The 14,836-nt window shown below is 69.5% G+C and carries 19 protein-coding genes; 6 read left to right on the forward strand and 13 right to left on the reverse strand.

Annotated elements, in window-relative coordinates:
* Window positions 1–23 precede the first annotated feature (23 nt).
* The 5 genes from NGK62_RS17860 to NGK62_RS17880 form a co-directional block, all read right to left on the reverse strand.
* On the reverse strand, window positions 24–392 hold the full coding sequence (locus NGK62_RS17860; RefSeq protein ID WP_251879459.1) for a cupin domain-containing protein: 369 nt from the start codon (window positions 390–392) through the stop codon (window positions 24–26).
* Window positions 393–489: 97 nt separating this feature from the next.
* Window positions 490–1,284 (reverse strand): AraC family transcriptional regulator, encoded by a 795-nt coding sequence (locus NGK62_RS17865; RefSeq protein ID WP_118932970.1) that lies wholly within the window; start codon window positions 1,282–1,284, stop codon window positions 490–492.
* Window positions 1,281–2,273 (reverse strand): formylglycine-generating enzyme family protein, encoded by a 993-nt coding sequence (locus NGK62_RS17870; protein WP_251879461.1) that lies wholly within the window; start codon window positions 2,271–2,273, stop codon window positions 1,281–1,283. The genes NGK62_RS17865 and NGK62_RS17870 overlap by 4 nt, the downstream gene beginning before the upstream one ends.
* Window positions 2,274–2,368: 95 nt before the next feature.
* Complete coding sequence (gene alkB, locus NGK62_RS17875) at window positions 2,369–3,037, reverse strand: DNA oxidative demethylase AlkB (RefSeq protein WP_251879464.1); 669 nt, start codon at window positions 3,035–3,037, stop codon at window positions 2,369–2,371.
* A 6-nt stretch (window positions 3,038–3,043) separates the two neighbouring features.
* Entirely contained in the window at window positions 3,044–4,588 is a 1,545-nt protein-coding gene (locus NGK62_RS17880) for a phospholipase D family protein (protein WP_251879466.1), read from the reverse strand.
* A gap of 97 nt (window positions 4,589–4,685) precedes the next feature.
* Between NGK62_RS17880 and NGK62_RS17885 the strand changes: the two genes are divergently transcribed.
* Window positions 4,686–5,258 (forward strand): helix-turn-helix domain-containing protein, encoded by a 573-nt coding sequence (locus tag NGK62_RS17885; protein WP_059378827.1) that lies wholly within the window; start codon window positions 4,686–4,688, stop codon window positions 5,256–5,258.
* Between the two features lie 7 nt (window positions 5,259–5,265).
* The gene (locus tag NGK62_RS17890; protein WP_251879468.1) at window positions 5,266–5,802 is read left to right on the forward strand and encodes a GNAT family N-acetyltransferase; all 537 of its coding nucleotides are present in this window, start codon (window positions 5,266–5,268) and stop codon (window positions 5,800–5,802) included.
* Between the two features lie 34 nt (window positions 5,803–5,836).
* On the opposite strand, the gene NGK62_RS17895 is transcribed toward NGK62_RS17890, so the two are convergent.
* Window positions 5,837–6,169 (reverse strand): hypothetical protein, encoded by a 333-nt coding sequence (locus tag NGK62_RS17895; RefSeq protein WP_251879470.1) that lies wholly within the window; start codon window positions 6,167–6,169, stop codon window positions 5,837–5,839.
* 245 nt (window positions 6,170–6,414) lie between these two features.
* Between NGK62_RS17895 and NGK62_RS17900 the strand changes: the two genes are divergently transcribed.
* Together NGK62_RS17900 and NGK62_RS17905 are read left to right on the forward strand one after the other, a co-directional pair.
* Window positions 6,415–6,564 (forward strand): hypothetical protein, encoded by a 150-nt coding sequence (locus tag NGK62_RS17900; RefSeq protein WP_165867857.1) that lies wholly within the window; start codon window positions 6,415–6,417, stop codon window positions 6,562–6,564.
* Between the two features lie 182 nt (window positions 6,565–6,746).
* Window positions 6,747–7,562: an SDR family NAD(P)-dependent oxidoreductase gene (locus NGK62_RS17905; RefSeq protein WP_251879472.1), complete on the forward strand. Its 816-nt coding sequence runs from the start codon at window positions 6,747–6,749 to the stop codon at window positions 7,560–7,562.
* Between the two features lie 21 nt (window positions 7,563–7,583).
* Here the strand turns inward: NGK62_RS17905 and NGK62_RS17910 are convergent, their stop codons facing one another.
* Together NGK62_RS17910 and NGK62_RS17915 are read right to left on the reverse strand one after the other, a co-directional pair.
* On the reverse strand, window positions 7,584–8,354 hold the full coding sequence (locus NGK62_RS17910; RefSeq protein ID WP_251879473.1) for a sulfite exporter TauE/SafE family protein: 771 nt from the start codon (window positions 8,352–8,354) through the stop codon (window positions 7,584–7,586).
* The gene (locus NGK62_RS17915; protein ID WP_251879475.1) at window positions 8,351–8,764 is read right to left on the reverse strand and encodes an SEL1-like repeat protein; all 414 of its coding nucleotides are present in this window, start codon (window positions 8,762–8,764) and stop codon (window positions 8,351–8,353) included. Before NGK62_RS17915 ends, NGK62_RS17910 begins: the two co-directional genes overlap by 4 nt.
* Before the next feature lie 124 nt (window positions 8,765–8,888).
* On the opposite strand from NGK62_RS17915, the gene NGK62_RS17920 reads away from it, so the two are divergent.
* Complete coding sequence (locus NGK62_RS17920) at window positions 8,889–9,788, forward strand: LysR family transcriptional regulator (protein WP_118932976.1); 900 nt, start codon at window positions 8,889–8,891, stop codon at window positions 9,786–9,788.
* Here NGK62_RS17920 and NGK62_RS17925 read toward each other — a convergent pair.
* Window positions 9,785–11,188, reverse strand: a complete 1,404-nt coding sequence (locus NGK62_RS17925) for an MATE family efflux transporter (RefSeq protein WP_118932977.1) — start codon at window positions 11,186–11,188, stop codon at window positions 9,785–9,787. The two genes, NGK62_RS17920 and NGK62_RS17925, sit on opposite strands and share 4 nt — an antisense overlap.
* A gap of 130 nt (window positions 11,189–11,318) precedes the next feature.
* Here NGK62_RS17925 and NGK62_RS17930 point away from each other — a divergent pair, with 130 nt between their 5' ends.
* Entirely contained in the window at window positions 11,319–11,801 is a 483-nt protein-coding gene (locus NGK62_RS17930; RefSeq protein ID WP_251879477.1) for a MarR family winged helix-turn-helix transcriptional regulator, read from the forward strand.
* On the opposite strand, the gene NGK62_RS17935 is transcribed toward NGK62_RS17930, so the two are convergent.
* The 4 genes from NGK62_RS17935 to NGK62_RS17950 all read right to left on the reverse strand — a co-directional run bounded on the left by NGK62_RS17935 (window position 11,788) and on the right by NGK62_RS17950 (window position 14,748).
* Entirely contained in the window at window positions 11,788–12,738 is a 951-nt protein-coding gene (locus NGK62_RS17935; protein WP_251879479.1) for a DMT family transporter, read from the reverse strand. The two genes, NGK62_RS17930 and NGK62_RS17935, sit on opposite strands and share 14 nt — an antisense overlap.
* Window positions 12,739–12,819: 81 nt before the next feature.
* The gene (locus tag NGK62_RS17940) at window positions 12,820–13,626 is read right to left on the reverse strand and encodes an AraC family transcriptional regulator (protein ID WP_251879481.1); all 807 of its coding nucleotides are present in this window, start codon (window positions 13,624–13,626) and stop codon (window positions 12,820–12,822) included.
* An 82-nt stretch (window positions 13,627–13,708) separates the two neighbouring features.
* Window positions 13,709–14,203 carry a hypothetical protein gene (locus NGK62_RS17945; protein WP_118932980.1) on the reverse strand — a complete coding sequence of 165 codons (495 nt, stop codon included), beginning with the start codon at window positions 14,201–14,203 and terminating at the stop codon, window positions 13,709–13,711.
* Window positions 14,200–14,748: a hypothetical protein gene (locus NGK62_RS17950; RefSeq protein ID WP_118932981.1), complete on the reverse strand. Its 549-nt coding sequence runs from the start codon at window positions 14,746–14,748 to the stop codon at window positions 14,200–14,202. Before NGK62_RS17950 ends, NGK62_RS17945 begins: the two co-directional genes overlap by 4 nt.
* Window positions 14,749–14,836 lie beyond the last annotated feature (88 nt).

Genomic DNA, 14,836 nt, shown 5'->3' on the forward strand with positions numbered 1-14,836 from the left:
CACCTTAGCAGATGGCGGCGGGCTCAGATCCAGACGTCGTTGGGGGCGCTGCGCTCGCCGCCCTGGTCGCCGGTGTTGCGCACGCCGCGCGGTTCGATCAGCAGCATTTGGACTTCTTCGAGCGCACAGGGCTTGTGCTCCACGCCCTTGGGGACCACGGCCATTTCGCCTGGGCCGAGGTCGATGTGGCCGTCGCGCAGTTCGATGCGCAAGCGGCCCTCGATGACGATGAAGGTCTCGTCGGTGTCGGCGTGGCTGTGCCACACGAATTCGCCCTGTATTTTCACCAGCTTGAACTGGTAGTCGTTCATCTCGGCGACGACCTTGGGCATCCAGTGTTCGGAAAACAGCGCCAGTTTTTCGGCGAAATTGATGGGAAGGATATCGGGCATGGGACGGCCTGCGGGCGGGGTTGAGCAGACCCAAGGATAGAAGGCCGGGCGGGCGCCGTCTTGTACGATCGTGCAGCCTTGCGCGCAGGCCAGTGGCTCAGCGGCGCAGCATGCGGCGCCAGCGGTCGGGCGCCATGCCGTAGGTCTGGGCGTGGCGGCGCGTCAGGTGGCTCTGGTCGGTGAAGCCCGCCGCGGCGGCCGCTTGCGCCAGCGGCATGCCCGCGGCGATCAGGCGCCGGGCCTGGTCCAGGCGGCGCAGCATTACGTAGCGGTAGGGACTGGTGCCGAACAGCGCGCGGAAGTCGCGCGACAGGCTCCAGCGGTCCGTGCCTGCGGCCGCTGACAGCTGTTCCAGGGTGATGGACTGTTCGAGCGAGGCGTGGATGTACTGGCGCGCGCGCTCGGCGGCGGCGTAGTCGACGCTGCGGCGCGCGGGCTTGCCGCCGGCCGCGGCGCACAGGGCATGGCTCAGCTCGTACAGCGCGTCGTCTTCCTGCAGCGGGTCGATGGACTCATGCGTGTCCTGCAGCAGGCTGGCGCTGGCGGCATACAGCCGCGGATCGGCCGAGATGCCGCCGGGGATGAACGGCAGCGGCCGTCCGCCCAGGATCTGCTGGATAAGCGCAGGCTCGACGTAGATCATGCGGTAATGGAAACCGGCCTCGGTGCCGGCCTGTCCGTCGTGGACTTCGTCGGGATGCAGCACGATGGTGCCGCCGGGCAGGCTGTGCCGCAGCCCGCGGCGGTAGTGGAAGCTCTGTACGCCCGACAGCGTGCGGCCGATGGCGTAGGTGTCGTGGCGGTGCATGCCGTAGCCGGGACCGCCGAAGTAGGCCTCGATGCGCTCCAGCTGGCCCGAGGGCGCTGCGCGCAGTATCCAGTCTTGCTTCAATCCGCCTCCCGCAGCAGCCTCAGTCCCACCAGAGGATAGCGCGTTTCCTGCGTGTTCCAGTTGCGGTAGGAGGCGCGCGTGTACAGCGCCCAGGTATGCCAGGAGCCGCCGCGGCGCACGCGCACGTTGCCGCTGGCGGGGCCTTGCGGGTCGTCCACCGGCGAATGCGCGTAGTAGTCCTCGCCGTACCAGTCCGAGACCCATTCCCAGGCGTTGCCGTGCATGTCGTACAGGCCGAAGGCATTGGGCGCGTAGCTGGCGACCGGGGCGGTGAAAGCGTGGCCGTCGGCGCGGGCGGAAGCGTGCGCCTGCCATTTGGGCCAGAGCGGCGCGGCGTCGGCGTCGAAGCCGTTGCCGACGTCGGGCATGGCGGCGGGATCGTCGCCGTTCTGGTAGCGGGTGCGCGTGCCGGCGCGGCAGGCGTATTCCCATTCGGCCTCGGTGGGCAGGCGGTAGACCTTGCCCTCGGTCTGGGTCAGCCAGCGGGCCAGCGCCGTGGCGTCGTTCCAGCTGATGTTGACGACGGGATGGTCGTCGCCTTGGGCAAAGCCCGGATTGCGCCAGGAGTAGCGGCGGTCGCGGCCTTCGAAGGCGTCGCCGCGCTCGGACTTGTCGGGGTCGTACTGCGGGTTGTAGCCATAGCCGCCGGTGCCGTCGGCCTCCGACTCCGGCACGTACCCGGACGCTTCGATGAAGCGGCGGAACTGGCCCACGGTGACTTCCGTGCGTTCCAGGTAGAACGGGCGGGTGATGCGCACCGTATGCACCGGCGCTTCATCGGACAGCTGGGCGTAGCGGTCCGGCGGATACAGCGGATAGTCGCGCGCCAGCGCCTCGGGCGCTTCGTCGCTGCCCATCTGGAAGCTGCCGGCTGGCACGCGGACAAAGGTCATGCCCAGTGAATTTTCGATCAGGGCGGGCGGTTCGCCCGACCAGCAAGGCGCCGATACGAGGGTGCAGAGCAAAGCCAGGGCGGTGCGTGTGCGCATGGGAATCCGGTAGGCGGAGCATGAGGGGTGCGCAATAGTAGAGCCGCCGCTCGCGGCCGGCCAGACGCGGGGAACCCTCATGTCGCGGCGGGGGCTCAGCCGGCGCGGCGGATGGTGAAGTTGATGCGCTGGCTGCCCAGCCGCGGATGCGGCAGGTCCTTGATGGGCATGATGCCGTGGTAGCGCAGCCGGTCGACGCCGCCCCATACGGCCACGTCGCCATGGAACAGCGGCGTGCGGCTGGCCTTGTCGGCGCGCTGGTCGCCGCCGAAGAGGAACATCGCGGGCATGCCCAGCGACACGGAGACGATGGGCGCGCCGTAGTCGCGTTCGTTCCTGTCCTGGTGCAGCGACAGGCGCGAGCCGGGCTCATAGCGGTTGACCAGGCAGGCGTCGGGCTCGAAGCCGGGAAAGCCGGCCTCGGCCGCGGCGGCTTGCGCCAGCTGCAGAAAGGCCAGCGGCATGGCGGGCCAGGGCTGGCCGGAAAGCGGATCGATGCGCGCATAGCGATAGCCGCGCGCGTCGCTGGTCCAGCCCAGCTGTCCGCAATTGGTCAGCGCCACCGACATGGTGTAGCCGCCGGGCGTTTCCATGTGCCGGAAGGGCGCCTGCGCGGTCACGGCATCGACCCCGGCGAGCAGGGCGTCCATCACGGGCAGGGCAAAACCGCGCAGCACCACGGATTGCGGGCCGAGCACGACGCGCCCGCCGTGCGCGGCGCCATCGTCGCCGTTCTCGCCAAACAGGTCCAGGTTGGCAGCCATGTCAGCCTACAGCAGCGGTTCCAGCGGCAGCAGCGACACGAACCAGACCGACAGGCGCTGCCACACCGTGGTGCCGGGTTCGGTGTCGTGCCGTATGGTGTCGCCGTTGCGCTGCTCCAGCCAATAGAGCTGGCCCTTGTCGTCCAGGCAGACGCGGTAGGCGGACTTGGGCAGGTCATTGTCGAACGCGTCGGCGATGCGGCGCGCCAGCGTGGGGCTGTCTATGACGAAGCCCAGTTCGGTGTTGAGCTTGGCCGAGCGCGGGTCGAAGTTGAAGGAGCCGACGAAGATGCGCTGGCCGTCGACGGCGAAGGTCTTGGCATGCAGGCTGGAGCCCGAGCTGCCGAAGGGGCCCATGCTCTTGTTGCGTTCGACTTCGGCGCCCATGCGCTTCATTTCGTAGAGTTCCACGCCGCTGGCCAGCAGGTCCTTGCGGCGCTTGGCGTAGCCGGAATGCACCACGGCGACGTCCGTGGCTTCGAGCGCATTGGTGAGGACCTTGACCTTGATGCCGCTGCGCGCCATTTGTCCGAAGGACTCGGTGCCGACGGCGGTAGGCACGAAATAGGGCGACACCAGTTCGAGATCGGTGGTGGGGGTGCCGATGATTTCATGCAGCTGATGCGGCAGCATCGCCTCGGGTGGCGCGGTGCCCAGCGTCTTGCGCGGATCGTCGCTGACCATGCGCGTGTCGGCCCACTCCAGTGTCAGCTGGCCTTGCAGCAGTTGCTGGATGAAGGGCAGCTTGCGCATGGCGTCGGCATAGGCGGCGGCTTCGGGAGAGCGCTCGACCCGGGTGGCGGCCTGTTCCAGTTCGTCGAGTTCGCCGGGGCTGGTCTTCTTCAGCAGCCGGTCTACCGGGTAGGCAGAGTCGCTGGCCCAGTAGCGGTCGAAATCCGTCGACACGTCATTGACCGCGGCGCCGATGGCCAGCACGTCCAGGTCGGTGAAGAGCACGCCGCTGGCCGCGCCGAAGTACTCATCGCCGATGTTGCGCCCGCCGATGATGGTGGCCTGGTTGTCCGCGGTGAAGGACTTGTTGTGCATGCGGCGGTTCAGGCGGCTGAAGTCCGTCACGTAGCCCAGGGACTTGGGCCAGCGCAGCACGAAGGGGTTGTACAGCCGCACCTCGATGTTGGGATGCGCGTCCAGGGCGGCCAGTTCCTCGTCCAGCCCGGAGGTGCCGTTGTCGTCCAGCAGCAGCCGCACGCGCACGCCGCGGTCGGCCGCGACGTGCAGGGCTTCCAGCAGCATGGTGCCGGTCATGTCCTTGTGCCAGATGTAGTACTGCACGTCCAGGCTGCGCTCGGCGGCGCGCGCCAGCAGCATGCGGGCGGCGAAGGCGTCGTAGGCGTCGGGCAGGGGGTGGATGCCCGATTTGCCGGGATGTTCGGCGGCCAGCGGCGCGATGGCCCGGCCCAGGGCGGTGTCCTGCGACGCCTCGGGCGTCAGGGCGTGGGATACGCTGCGGTTGTCCAGCGGCGGCAAGCCGCAGCCGCTCAGGAGGCTCAGGCAAAGGGCGGTCATCGTCAGGGGTTTGGCCAGGTGCATGACCCGTATTGTGCCGAAATCGCGGCGCGGGTTGGTTGCGGCGGCGGTTCGTCCACGGCGCTTGACGTATTTCCGTATTTGAGAGAAATTCTCTAATATGGAAAATTCAAACGAACCCGACGCCGATCTGGACCGGCGCATCGCCGGCCGGCTCAAGGCGTTGCGCCAGGAGCGCAACTGGTCGCTGGACGAGCTGGCCGCCCGCGCCGGTCTCAGCCGCGCCACCCTGTCGCGCCTGGAGAACGCCGAGGTCAGCCCGACCGCCAGCGCGCTGGGCAAGCTGTGCGCGGCCTATGGCATGACCATGTCGCGCCTGATGCTCATGGTCGAGGACGATTTCGTGCCGCTGGTGCCGCAGCAGGCGCAGGCCGTGTGGGTGGATGCCAGTGCGGGATTCCGCCGCCGCTCGGTGTCACCGCCCGCGCAGCAATTGGCGGGCGAGGTGCTGGCGTGCGAACTGGAGCCCGGCACGCGCATCGCCTACGAGCGGTCGCCCCGGCCGGGGCTTGAACATCATCTGCTGATGCTGGAAGGCGAACTGGCCATCACCGTCGACGGGCAGGCGCATGGCTTGTCGCAGGGCGACTGCCTGCGCTACCAGCTGTTTGGCGCCAGCGAATTCTCAACCCCGCCGCATTGCGGCGCCCGTTATCTGCTCTTCATCGTCTGAGTCCATCATGTCCCATCCGAATCCTGAATTGACCCTGCTGTCGGCGGATGCCGCCGACGTTCTCGTGCCCGAGCTGGCCGAGCTGCTGCGCGCCTGCGTGCAGGGCGGCGCCAGCGTGAGCTTCGTACTGCCGTATTCGTCGGACGAGGCGCAGGCCTTCTGGCGCGCCAAGGTGTTGCCGGCGATCGCCGGCGGCAAGTCCGCGCTGTGGGTGGCGCGCCAGGACGGACGCGTCGCGGGGTCGGTGCAGCTGGATTGGGACACGCCGCCCAATCAGCCCCACCGCGCCGAGGTGCGCAAGCTGCTGGTGCATCCGGATTTCCGCCGCCGCGGCATCGCCCGCGCCCTGCTGGTCGAGGCGGAAGCCATGGCGGTGCGTCAGGGCCGCAGCCTGATCACGCTGGACACGCGCACGGGCGATAGCGCCGAGCCGCTGTATGCGTCGCAGGGCTACCAGACGGTGGGAGTGATACCGGGTTTCAGCCGCGATCCGCATGATGCCGCCAAGTTGGACGGCACCACCATCATGTACAAGCAGCTGTAATGGACGCTGCCGCCGCGGGCGGCAGCGGCAGGCCTCAGGCCAGGGGCTTGATGCCCACGCTGTACGGCGGGGCGTTGCCGCGCGCCGGGGCCTTGATCTTCAGCATCGAGCCGCCAGGGGTGAATTCGAACTCCTGGTAGGGCACTTCGAACCATTGATGAAAGCTGGTGCGCGAGAATTCCGGCACCCAGACCTTGGCGCGCTTGGCATCGCAGTGGAATTCGACCGGCGTGCGGTCTATGCCCAGCGGACGGGTATTGCCGATGCGGTAGCTGACTTTGAGTTCGGCGCGCGCGGTCGAGCCGGGGCGCCAGGCCAGGCCGACAGATTCCATGAATTTTTCGATCGCCTCGATACCGCGATGCATGACTGACTCCGAATGCGGGCGGGCGCTAGGCCCAAGAAAAGTGCTGTTTCCCGCAGCGCTGCGGCAAACACCCCGAATTATCCGTCATTCCAGGCCCGGGCGTCTCCCGGCTTGCATCCCGTCAATCGGCGCCATTGAGTAAAGCAAATGGACGGCGCGCGGCCAGGCCCGCACCATGGCATCCATGTCCTCTATAAGACCTGCGCGGCCCGCGCCGGTCCGGACGCAAAATCCTAGGAGTCATCATGGCAAATTTCATACTGGCATTGGTCAACGCGGAACTCTCTCTCTTCGGCGTCGAGACGCCCGGCGCGGCGCAGGAACCGTCAGCCGCGCCGCAAGCGGCAAGCGCGCCGGCATTCGATAGCGAGCACTACCGCAGCGCGTTGGGCTGAGCGCGAGCGGAACACAGCATTGCAGGAATAGGCAGGTTTCACGCAAGAACGAGCCTGTACGCGCAGGCTGGCGATTCTTACCATCTCTTCCAGGGTCGGGGCGGCGAGTCCATTGCGGATGCGCTGGCTCCGCCACGCTGCCGGGCGCGTTGCCGGCAGCACACGCAAGGGAAGGGAATCGCATGAATACCGAAAAAATCTGGTTGGTGACGGACGCATCCGCGGGGCTGGGCCTGGTCCTGGTGAAGATGTTGCTGGACTTGGGCCACAAGGTCGCGGCGACCTCGCAGGACGGCGATGCGCTGCTGGACGCGGTGGGCGCCAAGCTGGAGGGGCGGTTCCTGCCCCTGACGGTGGACCTGGCCGATGAGCGCAAGGTGCAACGCGCGGTGGATGCCGCGGTGACAGCCTTCGGCGGGCTGGACGTGGTGGTGAACAACGCGGGCCATGGCCTGCGCGGCGCGCTGGACAGCCTGCCGGACGAGGACTTGCGCGACACCTTCGACATCAATGTGTTCGCCACGCTGAACGTGATCCGCGCGGCCCTGCCGCGTATGCGCGCGCAGCGCAGCGGCCACGTGTTCAATATCTCGTCGATCCTGGGCTTTGATGGCGGCCGGGCCGATTGGGGCGCCTATAGCGCCGCCAAGTTCGCCGTCAGCGGCCTGACCGAAGCCCTGGCCGCCGAGGCCGCGCCGTTCGGCATCCGGGTGTCGCTGGTCTATCCAGGCGCGCTGCGCATCGCGGACGGCGAGCAGGCGCCCGAGCGGGCGGCGCGCAATGCGCAGGCGCGCGACGCGGACGGAGATCCGGCCAAGATGGCGCGCACGCTGATCAACGCGGCCCAGGCGCAATATGCGCCCCTGCACCTGTTCCTGGGGCGCGACGCCTTCGACCAGGCGCGCGCCAAGATCCAGACCGTGCAGCAGGAGTTGGCGCGCTGGCGCGAGATGTCCGTGTCGATTGGCTTCGTGGACGAAAGGCGGATGGCCGCCTGACTTTCCGTCCGACGGCCGGCCTCAGGCCGTCCAGCCTTGCACCGCCTGGTAGGCGCCCAGGAGCGCCAGGCTCACCATGAAGCAGCGCTTGAATGCCTGCGCCGACATCCTGCCGCGCAGCCATGTGCCCAGCGCCATCCCGGCCAGCGCGGGCAGCAGCATCAGCAAGGACGCGCCGGCGGCTTCGGGCGCGTAGCCGCCGTTGACGCCCAGGCCGATCGCCAGCGCCACCGTGGACACCGTGAACGAGATGCCCATGGCCTGGATCAGGCCGTCCTTGCCCAGGTTCAGGGCTTGCAGATAAGGCACCGCGGGGATGACGAACACGCCGGTCGCCGCGGTGATGACCCCGGTAATGGCGCCGACCGACACGCCCACCAGCCCTTGATGGCGCCGCGGCGCCCTGGGCGGCGAGCCGAACAGGCCCCAGGCGGCATAAGCCACCAGCGCCAGCCCCAGGCATACGCTGGCCCAATGCCCCGAAGGCGGACCGAGCCACAGCGCACCGCCTATCGTGCCGGCGCAGACGCCAGCCTGCATGGCGCCGATGCGGCGCAGCACCTGGGGCAGCGTGGCCCAAGGCCGGGCCTGCCAGAGGTTGGTGATGAGGGACGGCACGATCAGCAATGCCGCGGCCTGGGCCGGGGCCATGACCAGCGCCAGCATGGCCATGGAGATGGTGGGCAGTCCCAGCCCCACGACGCCCTTGACCACGCCGGCCAGGATGAATACCGATACGGTGACGGCAAGCAGCGTCGGCGTGCCGCCGGGAAACAGGTCCAAGAGGTTCATGCGGGCTCGCAGCGGACGGTGAGGCCGTCGCGCGGACGGCCGAACAGGGCGTAGGCAACATCGTCCGCGCCCTTGCCGTCCTGGCGGGCCGCGCGCAGCAGCCACCGCCGTCCCTCGCACAGGTCGGCGCGCAGGGACTCTCCGTAGAGCGCCGGACCGCCCAGCAGCGCGATGCCCAGCATGCGCTGCGCTGGCGCGTGACCGTCGCTGGCGGCCGCGCGCAGCCACTGTGTCATGGCGGCGTAATCGCCCTGGGTCTGGGCTTCCAGCGCCAGCGCGTATTTCTGCGCGGGCGTGGTGTGCGGGTCCAGGCTGCCGGCTACGGCCAGGCCTGAGCCGTGCAGGCTCAGGGCCAGCAGGACAAGAGCGGGCCAATGGACCCGGTGGCGCTGCGGCGTGATGGTTTTCATGGAATTTCCCTGGATTGGAAGGGGCGAGACTTGATTGTCATCCGCGGCGCCCTGGAACCGGTATCGGGATCTTGCGTAGTTGGCCTATGGCACAGCCTGAGGGTTGCCGTGCTACGCTTTTCGCATGCGATTCGATCTCACCGATCTGCGGCTGTTCCTCAACGTACAGGAAACCGGCTCCATCACTGCGGGAGCCAAGCGCTCCCACATGACGCTGGCATCGGCCAGCGAGCGTATCCGCGGCATGGAGGACACGCTGGGCGTGCCGCTGCTGCTGCGCGAGCCGCGCGGGGTCGAGCCCACGCCGGCGGGCCGCACGCTGGCGCACCATGCGCGCGTGGTGCTGGCGCAGATGGACCGCATGCGCGGCGAGCTGGACCATTACGGCCTGGGATTGAAGGGGCTGGTGCGCGTGCTGTGCAACACCACGGCCTTGAGCGAATACCTGCCGCCGGTGCTGGGCGCGTTTCTCAAGGACCATCCCCGCGTCTCGGTGGACCTGGAGGAACGCTTGAGCCACGAGATCGCCGACGCGTTGCGGGCAGGCACCTGCGATATCGGCGTGCTGGCGGATTCCGCTGACCTGCAGGGCTTGCGCACGCAGACCTTCCGGCATGATCCCCTGACGCTGATCGTGCCGCCGGAGCACGCGCTGGCCGGCCGTCAGTCGGTGCTGCTGGCCGACGTGGCCGACCAGGAGTTCGTCGGGCTGGTCGAGGGCAGCGCCTTGCAGGAACACATCGCGCATCAGGCGCGCCGCGGCGGCAAGGCCTTGTCGTACCGCGTGCGGTTGCGCAGTTTCGATGCCGTGTGCCGGATGGTGGGGCAGGGCGTGGGTATTGCCATCGTGCCGCGCGTGGCGGCGGCGCGCTATGGCCGGGCCGCGGGCGTGCGGCGCGTGGCGCTGGCCGACGATTGGGCCGCGCGCGACCTGGTGCTGTGCGTGCGCGACACGCTGCCGGCCTACGCGGCAGCGCTGGTGGAATACGCGCTGCGCGACGCGCCTGCGCGCCCGGACCGCTAGGAGCGCGCGAACAGCCGGCGCCAGCCCTGGGCCGGGCGGTCGAACCAGGAGCCCGACGCGACGGCGCCCAGGATGACCAGGCCATAGACGCACATCGCCAGCGCCGCGATGGCGAAGAACAGGCCCATCGATCCCGTCAGGCGCAAGGCAATGGCGCCGGCGCCGATGCCGAGCAGCAGGCGCAGGAACCCCGCGATCAGCGGCCATTTCAGGCGGCCGGCGCCCTGCGAGGCGAAGTACATCGAGAATCCCAGGGCGAAGAAGCCGTAGACCGGGCCGACCGTGCGCAGGTAGCTGGCGCCGGCTTCCAGCATGTGATCCTGCGCGCCGAACAGGCGCAGCCAGGCCTCGGGGAAGAACGCCGCCGCCAGTCCGATGGTCTCGGCCAGCACAAAGGCCATCGCGCCGCCGGTCAGGGCGATGCGCAGCGCGCGTTCGGGCTGGCCCGCGCCGATGTTGGACCCGACCATCGCCACCATGGGCGCGCCCAAGCCGAAGGCGATGGGCATCAGCAGGTATTCCAGGCGCACCGCGATGCCGTAGCCGGCGACCGCCGCGGTGCCGGCATAGGCGCCGACCAGGGCCGCCGTCAGCGCCACCAGGGCGTTGGTCAGGAGCGGGTTGATGGTGGCCAGCGCGCCCACGCTGAGGATGTTGCGCATCAGGCCCGGATACAGGCGGCTGGGCACCAGCCGCGCGGCATTGCGTCCGCTGGCGCAGTACAGGCCCAGGATCAGCGCGCCCAGGGCGTAGTAGATCACCAGCGCCCAGCCGCCGCCGGCCACGCCCAGCGCGGGAAAAGGCCCCCAGCCGAAGATCAGGCACGGCGACAGCGGGATCAGCAGCAGGGCGCCGCCGCAGATCACGGCGCCGGGCACCAGCATGTTGCCGGTGCCGCGGATGGCGCTGGCGAACGCGTTCATCAGCCACATCAGGACGATGCCGCCGAAGATGACGTCGGAGTAGGCCAGGGCGGCCTCGAGCGCCTCTCCCTCGGCGCCCAGTGCGCGGTACAGCCACGGACCGCCAAGCAGCAGCAGTGCGCAGAACGCCAGGCCCAGCAGGCCGTTGAGCACCACGGCATGCAGTACCAGCTGGTCCGCCTCGCGCTGCCGGCCGCCGCCCAGCGATCTTGCCACCGCGGCCGAGATGCCGCCGCCCATCGCGCCTTGCGACATGTTCTGCATCAGCATCAACACCGGCACCACCAAGGCCACGCCCGCCAGTACCGGCGTGCCCAGGCGCGCCAGGAACCAGGTCTCGATCAATCCCGTGGAAGACTGCGCCAGCATCATCAGGATGTTCGGCCACGCCAGGCGCGCCAGCGTGGGGCCGATGGGCGCGTGCAGCATGGCCTGCAGGCGCGCGTTGGCGGGACGGGGCGGCGGGGGCGCGGACATCGGAAGGAACCCTTGGGTGGCGTTCGAATATTTACGTGCATATGCCAATAAAAGTCAAGATTGAGCTAGACTCGAGTCCATGCCGGCGGTAGCGTTGAGTCCTCGCCGTCCTCCTCTTCCTGCGCCTGTCATGTCCGACGAACAGCCCTCCGTTTCCGCCGCTTCCGTTGCACCCGATCCGTTAGTCTGCAACGGCGCCGCGCTGCGCAAGGCGACCCGGCGCGTGTCGCAGCTGTACGACACGGTGCTGGCTCCCTGCGGCCTGAAGGTGTCGCAGCATTCCATCCTGGTGCACATCGCGCGCGCGGGCACGCCGTCGATGACGGACCTGGCGCGCATCATGGTGCTGGACCGGTCGGCGCTGGCGCACAACCTCAAGCCGCTGGAGCGCGACGGCTACGTGCAGATGTCGCGCGACCCGCTGGACGGCCGCAGCCGCCGCGTGGCGCTGACGGATGCGGGACGCGCCAAGCTGGCGGAATCCAAGCGGCTGTGGAAGGATGCGCAGCGCCGCTTCGAGGCGGCCTACGGCCCCGAGCGCGCGGCCGCGTTGCGGCGCTCGCTGGCCGATATTTTTTCCGACGAGTTTGCGCTGGCCTTCAGCCGCGGCTAGGGCCGCTGGGGGCTTCGTCGCCAGCGGCTGCGGGCTCGGCGCGTAGCCGCCGGCCGCGCGAGCGCAGCCCGGACCCGCCCAACATCAGCACCGCGCCCAGCACGCAAGCCATGCCGGCCAACTGCGCGGGAGCCAGGGACTCGCCCAGCAGTCCGGCGGCAAGCGCTACCGCCGACACCGGCGCCAGCGCGGTGAACAAGGCGGCTTCGGCGCCGTTGACGCGGGCCGCGCCCGCATACCAGAGCAGGAAGCCGCCCACGGTGGGCACCAGCGCGTAGTAGGCCACCGCGGCCACCGCCGGCGCGGGCAAGTCCAGGTTCCAGGGCGCTTCCGCCACGCTCGCCACGGCCGAGAACGCCAGGCCGAAGCCCGTCATGAGCGTGGATAGCGCCAGCGGCGCTACCGGCTGGCGCAGCCGCTTGTTCAACAGGATGAATAGTCCTTCGCACAGCACCGCGCCCAGGATCAGCGCGTTGCCCGCCAGCGAGCGCGCGCCGCCTTGGCCGGCCGAATGGCGCATCATCAGCCAGACGCCAAAGGCCGCGGCGACGATGGCGGCCAGCGTGGCCTTGCCCGGGCGTTCGCCCAGCAGCAGGATGGCAATGGCGGCCGAGACCAGCGGCAAGGTGCCGAGGATGATGCCGCCGTCCACCGCCGACGCGCGCTGCAGCCCAGCGATCAGCAGCGCGGTGTAGCCGACGCTGCCGGCGATGGCCTGGACGGCCAGCAGCAGCCAGTCGCGCCGCTCCAGCCGCGGCAGGCGCGCGCCGGTCAACGCCATCAGCAGCGCGAAGCAGGGCAAGGCGATGGCGAAGCGCAAGGCCGTCGCGGTGAAGGGCGGCAAGCCCGTGCCGATGATCTTGCTGGCGGCTACCGTGCTGCCCACCAGCGCCATGGCGGCCGCCAGATAGCAATAGCCCCGCATTCGATTGTTCATGATCCGATCCACGCCTGTTCAGAGAGCAGCGCACAGGCTAAGCGGCCGGGCGCGGCTGGGTCTTGAACGAAATTGCAGGGATCAGGCCGCGGCCAGCGCGTAGCGCCGCGGCGATACGCCGTAGGCGCGCACGAACAGCCGGGTCATGTGGCTCTGATCGGCAAAGCCGACCGCGGCGGCGGCATCGGCCAGCGCCGAGCCTTGCCGGATCAGGCTGCGCGCAAGCAGCAGGCGCCGCTGCACCTGGTAGGCGTGGGGCGTGAGGCCGGTGTCGCGGGCAAAGGCCCGCAGCACCTGGTAGCGGCTCAGGCCGCTGGCCGTGGCCAGGTCGGTCAGCGACAGCGAGGCCGCCGGGTCGTCGTCGATCAGCGCGCGGGCATGGCGGATGGCGTCGGGGGTGGCGCGCGCAGGCCGGGCCAGGCGCTCGGCATCGCGGTCGCGCGCCTGCGCCAGGATGCGCAGCAGCAGCGCATCGCAGGCCAGCGGCGCTGCGCCGGCGGTGGCCTGGGCATACAGTGCCAGCACGTCGCGCGCCAGCGCGGGGCGGTCCTGCGCGGGGTGCTCGAATTCGTAGCCGAGCCTGCTTGCGCCCAGTTCGGCCGCGGCCTGCGCCACCACCTCGGGATCCAGATACAGCATCTGCCAGGCGCGTTCGCCATCGCCGATGGGGGCGCCGTCATGCACTTCGCCCGGGTTCACCGTGATCACGTGCCCGGGGCCGGCCTCGACCTGGCCGCGGCCGCTGTGCGAGACCTGGGCGCCCTGGCGCATGACGCCGATGCCGAACTGCTCGTGCGTGTGGCGCGCGAACGCATGCCGGCTGTGCGCGGCCACGGCCTGCACGCCGGCGAGGGCGCTGCGCTGCATGACGAACTGGCCTGCGTTCATGGGGGGTCTGGGATAAGGGGCTTGCAGGCAGTATCACCCGCCCGCCCGGGCGCGATCAAGGGGCCGGCGCCCCGCGTTCAGGCTATTGCAGGCCGTTCCAGCGCGCTACCGCGGGTTCGGCCGCGGCCCACTTCCACTGGCCGCCCGGCTGCTGGCAGATCATGCTGGAGTAGGCGGGCGCGGGCGCGTCCTTTTGCTCCACCGTGAACAGCACTTCGCGGCAGTGGGTCAAGGGCGTGGCGATGTCGCGCACCACCTGGATGCCGCCGCGCTCGCTGCCCACCGGCAGCGCGTGGCGGATTTCCCACTGGCGCACCTGGCCGATGGGCAGGGCGCCCGCCGCATTGGCCATGACGTTCTGCTGGTCGTTCTTCCACTCGCGCAGCACGTATTTCACAGTGGCATCCACCGCCGCCTGCACCGTGACGCCGATGGCGTAGCCCGCGACCGGATTGGCGGTGGCGGCGCCGCTGACGGTGCCGACCACGGCGCCCGCCGCGCCGCCGATGGAGGAACTCTGGCAACCGGCCAGGCCCAGGCAGGCGGCCAGCGCCAGCAGGCTTGCGGCGCGCCTCACTGCAGCGAGCCCCAGCGGGCCGTGGCGGGTTCGGCGCTGGCCCAGCGCCAGTGCTTGCCGTCGCGGCACACGGTGGTGACGTAGAACTCGCGTTGCGGATCGGCGCCGGCCTTGTCGGCCGGCGTGTCGATGGAGAAGACCACTTCCTTGCATTCCAGGTCCACGCCGCCGATCAGGCGGCTGACCGTGACCTGGCCTTGCGCGTCGCTTTCGATGGGCAGCTCGTGCTTGACCTGCCAGTTGGCCACTTTGCCGACCGCCAGCGGGCCGGCGGCCATGGCGATGGCGTCCTGTTCTTCGCCGCGGGTCTTGCGCTGGGCGTAGGCCAGCGCGGCCTTGGCGCCGGCCTGCACGCCCAGGCCGATGCCGGTGGCGACGGTGGCGTTGTCAGTGACCTTGTTGGCGATGGCGGTGCCGGCGATACCGGCTGCGGCGCCCGTGCCTTCGTTCAGCAGCGAATTGCAGCCGGACAATCCGGCAAGCGCGGCGAGGGTGAGGAGGGCGATTGCGCCGCGGCCCGGGTTGATAGGCGGAAGTGTGAACAAACTGCGTGCCCTCCTGCTTGTTGCTTGGCGCGGGAAGTATAGGAGGGCGCGCCGCCGCGGCGCGAGCGTATTTGCATTTGTTGGCAAT

The sequence above is a fragment of the Achromobacter sp. Marseille-Q4954 genome, from assembly GCF_943737025.1.
Classification (GTDB): Bacteria; Pseudomonadota; Gammaproteobacteria; order Burkholderiales; family Burkholderiaceae_B; genus Achromobacter; species Achromobacter bronchisepticus_A.